The sequence below is a fragment of the Clostridium sp. D5 genome (assembly GCF_000190355.1).
GTDB lineage: Bacteria > Bacillota > Clostridia > Lachnospirales > Lachnospiraceae > Faecalicatena > Faecalicatena fissicatena_A.
The window spans coordinates 55,966-68,103 of record NZ_GL870809.1 but is presented as its reverse complement, the minus strand read 5'-3'; the positions used below and the strand labels follow the sequence as shown (position 1 = coordinate 68,103).

Sequence of the window (12,138 nt, the reverse complement as noted above, 5' to 3'; positions counted from 1 at the left end):
AGAAACCAACTCCAGGATGTCCCGGTCATTCTAATGAAAAAACTGGCGGGTAAAGCCAGTATTTATATGCCGTGATGAACACTATAATCCTATTTTTTATCCAGCGGCAGAACAATCCGCAGAATAAAGGTATTCCCATCCGCTTCACAGGAACAGTACCCTTTTCTCTTTGCTGCAATTGCAGCCATGCTCTTTGTTCCAAAGCCATGACCTTCACAATTTGATACCGGCAGCCCATTTTCCAGTACAACAATGCCAGTATAATTGTTCTCAATGTAAAGCAGTAATCTGTTTTCCTTGATACGGAGATTCAGAGAGACTTTTCTATGCAATAAATCCTCTACTTTCGAAGCGGCATCTATTGCATTTTCAAGACCATTTGCAAGCAGGGCACAAAGTTCTGTATCCGGAATGGGAAGGTGCTCCGGTAAGTTTACGTCAATTAACAGGGCAACGCCTTTCTCCTTTCCCTTACCTGCAAAAGAAGATAAAATTAGATTCGCCGTATCGTTTTTACAATGATTTACTGGCGTAATCGCATTGATATCCGCCTGCGTCTGAGTCAGGTATTTTTCTGCCTTTTGTATCTCGCCATCGGCCAGGTATTCTTTTATGAGAGAGAGATGATGCCGCATATCATGGCGGTAGAGTACAGCCTGCTCCTGCGTGGTTTTTAAGAATTCCATCTGTTCTCGTGCCAATTCCATCTGTACAGACATCATAGCATGTTCATTTTTCAGAAGTTGTCTTTCATTGGTGTTTTTAAAGATATCAACCAGCAGAATGTAAGAAACACACACAATCAGGTCAGGAATGCGCCGAAATAAAAAGCCATCCAAATCATGATACTGTGCGAAGTTATAGCCTGAACTTAAAAAGCCATATAGGTAGTAAAGAAACGGGATCAGACAGAACTTCCAAAAACTTTTGCGTTCTCCATGCTCTAAGATATAAATAACATTCGGGCGCAAAAATAAAAACACCAAAATAAGCATGATGAGGTAGGACGTCACAAACCCTATGGCAATTAATACGGGATTCCCGTCTGTCAAGATACGGAATACGATCACAAATTGTACCGGCAAGGACGCCAGCGTGATAGTGGTAAGCAGTGCAAACAGCAGCTTAACACCCCGATATCGGGATATAATCCTAAACCCGACATAGAGCGGGATCTGAATCCACAATATATAGAATCTGCTGTATATCTGGCGCCCCAAGTAAAGGTATACAAAGATATTTACTGCCACTGCAAGGAATACAAAAGAACACAAAAGCAATGTTTTTCTTTTCGTAAAATCACTGCGCCTCACATTCAAAAGGCCAGCCATGACCGTAATCCCATAAAGCGGTAAAAAAAACACAAATATATCCGACTGCCCCATTAGTCCTCTCCCTTCTTTGTAAACAGACTTTTCATATAAGCATCCCGCACCTGCGTATAAAGTCTCCGGGAAACCGGCACCGCCATACCGCCAAGCGTGATAAAATGCTGTATGCTCAGCTCACGCATTTGCCAAAGGTTCACGAGAAATGAGCGATGTACCCGCAAAAACTCAGGTCGTGAAAGGATCGCAGCCTCAAATTCTGAAAGAGAGGCTGCTGTTTCATAGACAACACCGTCACTCATATGAAAGGAGAGAATTTTACCCAGTATTTCCACATAGCTGAGCCTGGTATACGAAATACGGACAATTCCTGTTTTACATTTCACTGCTAAATAGTCATCCTTCCTTTGCATACTGTCAAATAACTTATCCAGCATGGGGAACAAAGTTCCTTTCTTAATTGGTTTTAGTAGATAGTTATAAGCGTTGACTGAATAGCTTTCTACTGCATACTCAGGCGATGATGTAAGAAAAACAATCTTTATATGCTTATCATAAGCACGTATCTCATGTGCCACCTGCATTCCATTGATTCCTGGCATGATCACATCCAATAATAAAAGGTCAAAGGGTTCACGCCGCATCACTTCCAATAATTCAAGCGCGCCTGAAAAAGTTTTATATATAAAACCAGCTTTTTTTTCAAATCGGTATTCCTCCATCAAAGACGAAATTCGGGTCAGTTCTAATGGTTCATCGTCACAAATAGCAATTTTCAAGTGACTCTTCCTCCTTTGTGTAAAAAATTCCCATTAATTATACCGTATTTATCTTAAAAATGCTATTCTGCACCTTACCATTCACGCCCTGGAAGCCACCGTTCATACCAAAATTGGTTTTGATTTTTCTATTTTTGTTATGCTGATAACAAATTATTGTGTGATTAAAAAGGAAGGAGTTTAAGCAATGGAAAAATTTAAAAAACTGTCTCTCAGGGGGAAGATAGAATATATATTTTATTGTATGTCATATCCTTTTCTCTTATTGTTTGATTGGGTCTCCCATCCGGTCAAACATTTAGCGAAAAAGAAAAAGCAGATAGCATCTGTTATTATAACAACAATTATGCTGTTCAACATGCTGCCTGGAACCGCGTTCGCGGTAGAAAACGGCATCGTCAAACGTACAATCTGTCTGGATGTGCAAAGCGCAATAGTGGACAAGGACGGGAATCCCCTGACTCCGACAGACGGGGTATATGATATGCTCAGCACTGAAGGCTGGAAATGGGACAGCAATACAAACGTCCTGACTCTCAATGGAGTGGATCTTGAGGTATCAGGCAATTGTGCAATTGTACTGGCAGGGAACACTGAGATTGAACTGATAGGCACTAACTCTGTTGTAGCCAATGATTCAATCTCAGTCCAAAGCTTTGGAAACCTGACTATAAGCGGCACGGGCACTGTCAATATCCGAGGCAGGTGGGCGGGCATTAACGCGGACGACCAGAACGCCGGAGGTAACATCAGTGTTGCCGGTGGTGTGGTCAATGTAACAAGTACAAACGATTCGGCCGTTCTCGCCCAGGGAGCGCTGTCTGTCAGCGGCTCTGCAAATTTGACCGCAAATGGCTATTACTGCGGTTTACAGGCCAATGGAAGCGGAATTACTATTTCCGGAGCTGTGGTAGAAGCGTCGAGCACAAATGACGCTGCCCTTTTCACAAAAGGCTCTCTGGCCATCAGCGATTCTTCCAGTGTAACCGCAGCGAATTCTGCTTTCGCTGGCATAAATGCAAAAGAGGGGATCACAGTCACTGACAGTATCGTAAACGCCGGCAGTGGTGTTAATTATACGGCGATATACACGCCGAAAGCACTGACGTTAAACGGCACGTCAAAGGTTACCGCAAACGGTGATTTCCGCGGTATACAGGCTGAAGAATCTATTACAATCGGCGGAAGTGCTAAAGTAACTGTTAACGGAAAAAACGAGGGATTGGCATCGTTGGATGTGAACATTACAGAAGATGCCGCCGTAATGGTTACTTCAATAAACCAGAGCGCTATTTCAGGCAAAACAAATCTCTCCATCACCGAAAATGCTAATGTTAAGGCAATCGGAAAGGTTTGCGGTCTTTTAGCGGAAAACACCATGATCCTCTCCGCTAAAAATATAGATGTCTATAGTGAAACTAATTATGCTGTCTGCAATGTAAGCACTGATAAAACAATTACGATCGGCGGTAATCTGAAAGCAGAAAGCAGCAATGTATATGCGATCCGCTCCTTTGGAACCATTACAGCGGACAATACAGCGAATATTACTGCTGTCGGCGGCTGGGGCGGTATTCAGGCCGGCGGCGACATCGCTTTTACCGGCAGTACTGTTGAAGCAGTTGGGCATGGTGACGATGGCATTTATTCCACTGGTATGATCAGCATAACTGGAGGGAGCATACACGCAGCGGGTGGTGAGGGCTATGTGGCCATTCGAGCTAAAAATATTCAGACCGCGGACGAAGCCGCAATTTCTAAAATAGACCTTACCGATATGATCGAGAAAAACGGCGGCAAAACGGCATTTTGTGATTGGTACGATTTTAATGGAGACCAGACAAGTTGGACAACCTTCATCAGCAGGAATGATAATGAGCTTATAAGCAACAACACCGGAGGGATTTCAAACGGGCTTCCTGAAGTGTGGCTGGCCGCCCCCTGTACCGTTACCTTTGATGTAAACGGCGGCAGTGGTACGAATTCCACCGTCAATGTTTATGCAGGCAATCATGTATCCGCGCCTGAGACCGTCCCTGCAAAAAACGGCTGTCATTTTAGCGGCTGGTACTTAGACGGTGTGGCATTTGATTTTGCAAATACTGCCGTTACTCAAAATATTACACTCAAGGCTCAATTAGACCCCCATATACCAGGCGATGACGACAGCAACTGTACAACTGCAATCACCTGTTCCGTGTGCGGTGAAATCACTACGACGGCGAAAACGCACGCATGGGATACCACATGGACAAACGACAGCAGCAGCCATTGGCATACATGTAAAAATGCCGGCTGCACACAGATCACAGACAGCGCCGCACATGTTCCCGGTAAAGCTGCTACAATAGAAAATGCACAAGTCTGCACTGTCTGTGGATATGAAATTTCTCCAAAACTGCAGTCAAAAGATACGCTTACAGACGGATCCTCAGGTATTGAAGTCAGATATGAAAATGGTTCCGCATTCGAAGCCAGCATAGTACTTAGCGTTACATCCAGAAATCAGGCGGAAATGAATCAATTGAAAGCAACCGTTAATAAAGCTGCTCCCGGATTTGTCCTTGGCGGACTTTATGATGTGAAACTGCTCAAAGACGGCATCGCCTTTCAGCCAGAGGGCAAGGTAAGGGTAAGCATTCCGCTGACCCGCACAATGAAAGCCATGAAGGATCTGAAAATGGTTTATATAGACAGCAGTGGAAATGCAAAAATCATTTCAAGTGAGATTAAGGACGGCAAGATTATTTTTATAACTGACCATTTCAGCAATTACGGTGTGATCGGCAAAGTAAAGGCTGCATCCGAAACCAATCCTGAGGATGAAAAGAATCCTAAAAATGAAAAGAACGCTAAGACCGTCTCATCCAGTCCACAAACGGGTGATACCTGCACTACAGCGTTGTGGATTGTTTTACTTTTCACCTCCGCCATTGGACTGGCTGTATTTAGTATCACTAAAATACGAAGAAAAAACTACAAAAAATAATTTCTGAAAACAATAAAAATGTGCAGCCGCCCGAAGAGCCGCTGCACATTTTCATTTTATTATAAACTTAAGGTTCTCCGCATTAACCAGATAGACCGCCTTGTATATCCTGTTCCAATATGACTAGATATTTACGAAACAAGTGGCATAATATACGTCACCCATAGATAGGACAACGGCATTACAATGATCATCGCGGGTATCATATCCGCTGTCGGGAACTTCTTTATATTTACCATTCGGAATCCTGTTGCCAGCATCAGAAATCCTCCGCAGGCCTTAAAGTCATTAATCATGGCCGGTGAAGTCAGCGGGAAGATAACGGTTGCTCCGAAGAACAGTAAACAGAATATCACAAACTGAGGCACTGCGATCAGGGATACCACGGCTCCCAGATTACATGCAAAAATAGCTGCTGTAAATAAATCCAGAATAGATTTGGAGATCAGAATGGAGTGGTCTCCGCTCATTCCTGCCACAATAGATCCATAGATTCCTGTACCGCTTGCACAAAACAGTACAATAATTGTAATAAGGGTGCTCATGAATTCTTCTTCCGGCAGCTGGCTGTTGGAGCCTTTTACAAATTTACTGATCACCTTCTGCATACCAGCTGCGCCCTTATTGATTCCGGCTCCAAGATGAATTACGAGCCCAAGCCCGGTTCCGATTACAATCGCAAAAATTACCGCGGGCATATTTTCCATTAAGCCGATTGTGCTGATTCCCATTCCCATGGAACACACACCGAACACCATTGTGATCTGTGCCTTAAATTCTGCTGACAGTTTTTTGCTCAGCACCGTTCCTAATACTCCGCCGATTACGACAGACAATGCATTGATAATTACTCCTATTGGCATGACACTTACTCCTCTTTCTCTCTTATTTCAATCAGGTCTGCGCCGATTTTTTTCACAGCCTGCTGTACTTCCTTTATCTGTTTTTCTGTGATCCCGTCCGTATGAAATCCCCCGCTGCATACTGTTACGGCATTTTTTATCCGGCATACCTCTTCCGCCAGATAACGGCAGAGAATATCATCTTTGTGTCCTGTTACATTCAATGTGGAGGATGTGGCACTTATACTCCCATCCCCGGTCAATGAGGGTCTTGGGACGGACAGTACCGTGCATCCGATATGCGGTTTGTCACCGCCCTGCAGGACGATGTTATAGTCCTGCCCCAGGCGGTTTACCTGAACTTTTAACTTTGCAAATGACAATGTTACAGTCCATTCCATCTTCGATACCTCTTTGCTTCAATTCCAAATGGTTCTACCAGTTTTGCAGCCGTATGATAGATCATTTCCTCTATATTTTCCGGCCTGTGATAGAAGGTCATCATCGGCGGAATGATCCGCACCCCCGGCAGCATGGAAAGTTCATAAAGATTCCTCAGATGAACCTGGCTGAGAGGAGTCTCTCTTGCGGCAAGCACCAGAGGCCTCTGTTCTTTTATCGTTACGTCTGCTGCCCGAAGAATTAGATTTTCTGCATAGCCGCTGTGGATTCCTGCTATTGTTTTCATACTGCAGGGAACAATAAGCATGCCTGCTGTATGAAAGGAACCACTTGCGGGGGCCGCTCCGATCTCTGTCATGTTTAGAACATGGTCCGCACTCTGGCAGATTTCTTCTACTGTATAAGAAGTTTCCTGCTGCAGCGTTATTTTTGCCGAATCACTCATGATCAGATAGGATTCGTACTCCTCGGCATCCCGAATTAAATCCAGGCATGTATGCAGAATAGGAAGTCCGCTTGCGCCTGTGGCTCCTATAATAATCCTCTTCTTTTCCATCGCTTATAATCCTCAGTCTTTCACCCAGTGAGTCGGATCTACGTCCATAAACTGTGCTCTTTTAAATCTATCTTTCTGGTCAAACGGTACCGTGCAGTCAAAGATAGTCTTGCATGCAATTCCATGATTCCTGATACTTGGTGAGCATGCAGGATCATTGGATGGATCCAGCGGATGGCATCTCACACCAGGAATGGTAATGATATCTGCATCACCCTGGAATCTGGTATTCATTGCCCAGAGTACATCATTGATATCAAAGCAGTCCACATCCTCATCTACAAGGAATATATGCTTCAGTTCACTAAATGCCGTAAATGCAACCAGTGCGGCCTGTCTCTGTCTTCCTTCATCACTCGGTACAGTTTTCTTAAACTGCATAACCGCCATGTATTTTCCGCCGCCTGCTGATGCGCAGTACACGTTCTGTAGTTTGCCCGGCATTGCTTTTTCTACCATGCCATAGATACTTGCCTCTGTTGGAATACCAGCCATGGATACATGTTCCTCGCTTGGTCCGATGCAGGTCTGCATGATTGGTTTCTCTCTGTGTGTCACAGCAGTAACTTTGATTGTCCAGCACTGATCGCATGCCGGTCCGGTATATCCCGGGAACTCAGGCATTGCATATCCGGTATGACTGTTCTGGTCTTCCTTTACACGCACGTTCGGAAGTATTTCGCCTTCGATTACATATTCTGCATTTGCAATTGCCTTCTCGTTTACGGTCAGGCACTGGCATAATTCTACGGCTTCTCCCCTCAGTGCTCCGGCTACTGCCAGCTCGTCATAACCCATTGGAGTTGTTGGCGGCTCAAAGCAGGAACCAATTTCAATGGCCGGATCCACACCAATGCTGATGGATATCGGAAGCTTCTGTCCCAGTTCCTCTGCCTTCTCTGCCATGGCACCTATATGTCGTGCTCCTGGTGTAAAGAAAATGGAGAGTTCATCTTTTCCCTGGATGCAGAGACGGTGGATGGTAACATCACTCAGTCCGGTTTCCGGATGTGTTGCATAGCACATACCGAGCGTTATGTAAGGACCTGCATCGACTGGTGTATTAGTGGGTGCCGGCACCAGTTTTGCAAGATCAAAATCAGGATCTGCAGCTTTGTGCACTACCTGCTGGCATAATGGCGCTTCTTTTGTCAGCACCGGAGGAATCGGATTATCTACGCTTTTGTATAACATTTTCCCAACTTCTTCCGGCTTGCAGCCGAACAGTGCCGCTACCCTCTTACGGCTTGCCAGAACTCCAATCGCAACTCTTGCATCCGGATGACCTTTGATATTATTAAAGATCATTGCAGGGCCCTCCTTGGTCGGTCTCATTACCGTACCGCCTGCTCCCACATGACGATATACTCCTGACAATTCTGCCATCGGCTCCACAGGAACATCCGTCTCAATCAGCTGTCCGGGCATTTCCCTCAATAATTCCAATGCGCTTCTGAGGTCCATTACTTTTTTCTCCATTTCATTCTCTCCTTTGCTTTTATATAGCTTTTAAATTGATTTCATTTTAATGCTATTTATCTGGTGGATCAATTCAACTTATGTTATAATTCATTCCATAATGGAATGAATCAAAGGAGGGATCATATGACATTTGAACAATTGGATTATTTTATTGAGATTGTAAAACACAAGACTTTCTTTGATGCGGCAGAAGCCTTACATATCTCCCAGTCCTCTCTTTCCAAGCAGATTATAAAGCTGGAAAAAGAGCTGGACGTGCAGCTCTTTGACCGAAGTAAACGTAGTGCACAACTGACAGATGGCGGTCAGTTTTTTTATCAGCATTCCCTGTCACTCATCTCCCAGTATCACCAGTTAATGAATCAGCTGAAAATATACCAGGAGTCCCTGCAGCACAAGCTGAACATAGGCATACTGCCCATTCTGAACCAGTACAAATTCACATCCCGTTTCCGGGGATTTTGTCAGCTTCATCCGGATATCGTACTTTCCCTGGATGAGGTGGAAGAGAACGAACTTCTGGCGGGCCTGACCATGGGAAAATACGATATCATTATCGCCCGTGAAGGTCTTGCAGATAAAACGCAGCATCGTACCTGGGAGATTGCCCAGGACGAACTGGTCGTTGTTGTGCCTTCAGACCATCCGTTTGCCGGCAAAGAGAAAATTACGATTACAGAATGCGGCCAGGAATCTTTTATTCTGATGAATTCTTATACCTCCGTTCATCAGCTCTGCCTCCGGCTTTTTCATAAGAACGGAATCACACCAAAAATCCTGCGGACCGGAAGGGTTGAATCTATCATTAGTTCCATCGCCATCGGAGAAGGTGTCGGACTGCTGCCTAGGAAGAATTTCCAGACTTTCCACAGTGAAAATATATCCATAATTCCGCTCTTTCCAACCGTCAGGCTTCCTGTTTGCTGTATAAAAAATAAAGCCGAAGAAATCACTCCGCCTTTAAAACAATTTATTATATATTTACGTATGCTGGATTAAAAAGACATAGCAAAATCCCAGAAGATCACTCCTCTGGGATTTTTTAGCTTTCCGGCAGCTCCGTTCATCCGGCCGTTCCCTAGATCCCGGCCGTTGTTTCTTCTTCTGCTTCGTCCTCTACTTCACTTCCTCCTGTCACATCGCCTATATGGAAGATCTGCGCATCTTCAGGTGTGATAAGCTCTATATCCTTTTTTTCATCTAATTTCAGATCCTTCACATAATAATTCCTGATCTCCGGCGAAATCTTTTCGAAATCTATTTCGATCGGATCAAGAAGATTAGCCGGATCTGCTTTGTAGTGCACCTCTGTGAGTTCCTGATTTACAAATCCATTGACGATAGATTCATTCATAAGGCGAATCTGTACCGCCGTAGAAATCTTCTCTCCCGCAACAAGCACCTGAAAATCAAGAGCATTTATTTGTTTTTTCATAGAATTATAATCGATATTTTTTGTAATGGCGCTGATTTTTTTTCCATCTAATTCCAGTGTAACCTGTGCACCTTCTCTATTTGCTTTTATGAAACTCAGTGCTTCTTTCTCCTGATACTGAAGCGCAACTGTGTCTTTCATTCCAGTTCCGAATAAGACACCAGTCGTGAATCCTTCGCGCCTTAATCTCTTTGCTTTTATTTCCGGGTTTCTCTTTTCCGCTTTTAATGTGGTCATATTCCTATACCTCCTAAAATAATTTAACGTTAAATAGTCCCGTGTATGGCAGACACTTCCTTACTCTTCAGCGTATAAAAAGTAAAAAGCTCCTCTCTACATTCTGCGTGTAGTCAGGAGCTTTCTGTATGGAAGTTCTGTATGCACTATATATATTATAACACACCTGTCAAATGATAATTTTTATCCGGGTTTTCTTAAAGCACAAAAAAAAGCCACAGAAACGTTAACTTTCCGGACTTTTCAAAAGGCACAGACCGGATTTGAACCGGTGATCAGGGTGTTGCAGACCCACGCCTTACCGCTTGGCTACTGCGCCTTATTATGACTCCTACGGGAATCGAACCCGTGTTACCGCCGTGAAAGGGCGATGTCTTAACCGCTTGACCAAGGAGCCATATTCGATTTTATGACGGACACCGCATTTGCAGTGACCATTGCCTATATTACCATAGCTCTCCCCAAAAATCAAGCCTTTTTGAGAATTTTTTTGCAGGGGAAGGGGCACCTGTGCGGAGCGGGGCTTTGGGCAGCCCGTTTCCCGACACCCCTGCCCTCGCTTCCCACGGCATCTCACCTTCCACAATCCCGTACAGGGCCCCATCCACCAGCAAACCATCCTACTTCATCCAATACCCCACGATCAGGTCCACCATGCGGTCATAGCTTTCTACTCCATCAGTCTGTCCGTTTGCTTTGAGGTAGGTATCGTTCACTTTGTTTGATACTTCTGCAACGGCACCGTCATATTTTGCCCAGAACTGACTGTTGGCCTCGAGATCTGCATCTACACTTTCATCCAAAGCCGGCCTTACTTCCTGCCAGGCTTCTGCATCTGCGCGGTGCAGGGCATTCATGCTGTATATCCAGCCCATCAGGTAGCCGCTGTACTGAAAGTCTTCCCGTCCTGCGTCTTTACATGCGAGAAATGCGATGAAATTGGCTTCCTCCTCCTGCATGAATCCACGCAGGTGTGACAGCTCATGGCAGGCTGTGAAAGGAATGTTATAGGCCGTCATGTCTTTGTTGTAATTCGCTTCTACTGTAAAAGGAGAATAAACGCCGGTAAGTGCCTGATAGGAAAGGATCTCAGACATAAGCAGACCCTTTGGCCTGGGGTAATATCCCTCCAGTGCAGGGTATTGGACGCCCAATGCCTGCATTGCCTTAACCGCATCCTCTTCTTCCGGGCTCTCCAGCTTCATCACCCCGGCCTCATCCCGTTCCACCTGCCCGGCCCTTGCATTTACTTCTTCCGTCAGCCACAGACAGGTCTGTTTCAGATCTTCTGCAGTATACTCCACTGTCTGTATACCAGATTTTTCGGAAAAGGAAACTCTTTTGTAATTAATGCCGCAGTTAAGGACGTATAACAGCATCAGGACGGAGGCCGCCAAAAACAGGCCGGAAGCCCACCGCAGCATTACCGCTCCTCCTCTGCCGCCTTTCACTGCTTCTGCAATGGCATGAATCAGAGAGCCTGCGGCCAGAAGTATCAGAGCATATACGCACAGTTCCGACAGGGACCAGGAAAATAGTCCGGAAAGCCTTCCCACGACAGACACAATCACCGGATAGATGTGGGTGGAATACCACTCTGCCATCCCGGGATTCTGCCCGGACAGCACTGTCAGAACAGCGCTCCCTGCCAGCAGTAAACAACCTGTAATCATTCTCTTTTCTGTTGTACCAAACTTCTGTTTTTTTCGTGTTCTGCCCATGCCGGTTCATCCTCTGTAAGTGTGCTTAAGTCTGCATCAGTAAATGATGTGAAAATAGATATGTGATATATAAATCATACTGTATCTCAACGCAAAAGACAAGATTCCCTTCCCCATATTTATCGTGGGTGAAGTGAAAAGTTTATTTCCACTTTGAAGGGGGCAAAGTGGATTTTAGTCTTTCTCCTACTTCCATCTCCACAAATGTTGCATTTAGTCTTACACTTATCATATGAGACGGCCGCCGGAAAGGCTGGTATACATATGAATCCTAAAAATGCTTTTTCCCATTTGACGCTGCAGGAACGACGTATCATTCTTACCGGTATTACCAACGGTTCTACAAAGACCGCTATCGCACAGACTC

10 protein-coding genes and 2 tRNA genes are annotated in these 12,138 nt (G+C 44.9%); 2 read left to right on the top strand and 10 right to left on the bottom strand.

Features of this window, described 5'->3' with window-relative positions; translation table 11 throughout:
- Positions 1-89: 89 nt before the first annotated feature.
- Positions 90-1,385 carry a GHKL domain-containing protein gene (locus HMPREF0240_RS00315; protein WP_035312157.1) on the bottom strand — a complete coding sequence of 432 codons (1,296 nt, stop codon included), beginning with the start codon at positions 1,383-1,385 and terminating at the stop codon, positions 90-92.
- Entirely contained in the window at positions 1,385-2,107 is a 723-nt protein-coding gene (locus HMPREF0240_RS00310; RefSeq protein WP_009001461.1) for a LytTR family DNA-binding domain-containing protein, read from the bottom strand. Before HMPREF0240_RS00310 ends, HMPREF0240_RS00315 begins: the two co-directional genes overlap by 1 nt.
- Before the next feature lie 187 nt (positions 2,108-2,294).
- On the opposite strand from HMPREF0240_RS00310, the gene HMPREF0240_RS00305 reads away from it, so the two are divergent.
- On the top strand, positions 2,295-5,096 hold the full coding sequence (locus HMPREF0240_RS00305) for an InlB B-repeat-containing protein (RefSeq protein WP_009001460.1): 2,802 nt from the start codon (positions 2,295-2,297) through the stop codon (positions 5,094-5,096).
- Between the two features lie 131 nt (positions 5,097-5,227).
- Here the strand turns inward: HMPREF0240_RS00305 and HMPREF0240_RS00300 are convergent, their stop codons facing one another.
- Genes HMPREF0240_RS00300 through HMPREF0240_RS00285 form a run of 4 tightly spaced genes read right to left on the bottom strand, consistent with a single transcriptional unit; the run spans position 5,228 to position 8,375 of the window.
- Complete coding sequence (locus HMPREF0240_RS00300) at positions 5,228-5,959, bottom strand: DUF554 domain-containing protein (RefSeq protein WP_009001459.1); 732 nt, start codon at positions 5,957-5,959, stop codon at positions 5,228-5,230.
- Between the two features lie 5 nt (positions 5,960-5,964).
- Positions 5,965-6,339, bottom strand: a complete 375-nt coding sequence (locus HMPREF0240_RS00295; RefSeq protein ID WP_009001458.1) for a hypothetical protein — start codon at positions 6,337-6,339, stop codon at positions 5,965-5,967.
- Complete coding sequence (locus HMPREF0240_RS00290; protein WP_009001457.1) at positions 6,324-6,896, bottom strand: UbiX family flavin prenyltransferase; 573 nt, start codon at positions 6,894-6,896, stop codon at positions 6,324-6,326. The genes HMPREF0240_RS00295 and HMPREF0240_RS00290 overlap by 16 nt, the downstream gene beginning before the upstream one ends.
- A 12-nt stretch (positions 6,897-6,908) precedes the next feature.
- Positions 6,909-8,375: a UbiD family decarboxylase gene (locus HMPREF0240_RS00285; RefSeq protein WP_009001456.1), complete on the bottom strand. Its 1,467-nt coding sequence runs from the start codon at positions 8,373-8,375 to the stop codon at positions 6,909-6,911.
- Between the two features lie 126 nt (positions 8,376-8,501).
- On the opposite strand from HMPREF0240_RS00285, the gene HMPREF0240_RS00280 reads away from it, so the two are divergent.
- Positions 8,502-9,377 carry a LysR family transcriptional regulator gene (locus HMPREF0240_RS00280; protein WP_009001455.1) on the top strand — a complete coding sequence of 292 codons (876 nt, stop codon included), beginning with the start codon at positions 8,502-8,504 and terminating at the stop codon, positions 9,375-9,377.
- Positions 9,378-9,456: 79 nt separating this feature from the next.
- Here the strand turns inward: HMPREF0240_RS00280 and HMPREF0240_RS00275 are convergent, their stop codons facing one another.
- The 4 genes from HMPREF0240_RS00275 to HMPREF0240_RS00260 form a co-directional block, all read right to left on the bottom strand.
- Positions 9,457-10,050: a 50S ribosomal protein L25/general stress protein Ctc gene (locus tag HMPREF0240_RS00275; protein WP_009001454.1), complete on the bottom strand. Its 594-nt coding sequence runs from the start codon at positions 10,048-10,050 to the stop codon at positions 9,457-9,459.
- A gap of 248 nt (positions 10,051-10,298) precedes the next feature.
- Positions 10,299-10,369 (bottom strand) — tRNA-Cys (locus HMPREF0240_RS00270).
- Positions 10,370-10,375: 6 nt separating this feature from the next.
- Positions 10,376-10,447: transfer RNA gene (locus HMPREF0240_RS00265), tRNA-Glu, on the bottom strand.
- A 223-nt stretch (positions 10,448-10,670) separates the two neighbouring features.
- Positions 10,671-11,771, bottom strand: a complete 1,101-nt coding sequence (locus HMPREF0240_RS00260; RefSeq protein WP_009001452.1) for a DUF3810 domain-containing protein — start codon at positions 11,769-11,771, stop codon at positions 10,671-10,673.
- Positions 11,772-12,138 lie beyond the last annotated feature (367 nt).

Coding starts and splice junctions, on each gene's coding strand:
- HMPREF0240_RS00295 (WP_009001458.1), bottom strand. CDS start 6,339: ATGGAATGGACTGTAACATTGTCATTTGCAAAGTTAAAAGTTCAGGTA.
- HMPREF0240_RS00260 (WP_009001452.1), bottom strand. CDS start 11,771: ATGGGCAGAACACGAAAAAAACAGAAGTTTGGTACAACAGAAAAGAGA.
- HMPREF0240_RS00275 (WP_009001454.1), bottom strand. CDS start 10,050: ATGACCACATTAAAAGCGGAAAAGAGAAACCCGGAAATAAAAGCAAAG.
- HMPREF0240_RS00280 (WP_009001455.1), top strand. CDS start 8,502: ATGACATTTGAACAATTGGATTATTTTATTGAGATTGTAAAACACAAG.
- HMPREF0240_RS00290 (WP_009001457.1), bottom strand. CDS start 6,896: ATGGAAAAGAAGAGGATTATTATAGGAGCCACAGGCGCAAGCGGACTT.
- HMPREF0240_RS00285 (WP_009001456.1), bottom strand. CDS start 8,375: ATGGAGAAAAAAGTAATGGACCTCAGAAGCGCATTGGAATTATTGAGG.
- HMPREF0240_RS00315 (WP_035312157.1), bottom strand. CDS start 1,385: ATGGGGCAGTCGGATATATTTGTGTTTTTTTTACCGCTTTATGGGATT.
- HMPREF0240_RS00300 (WP_009001459.1), bottom strand. CDS start 5,959: ATGCCAATAGGAGTAATTATCAATGCATTGTCTGTCGTAATCGGCGGA.
- HMPREF0240_RS00305 (WP_009001460.1), top strand. CDS start 2,295: ATGGAAAAATTTAAAAAACTGTCTCTCAGGGGGAAGATAGAATATATA.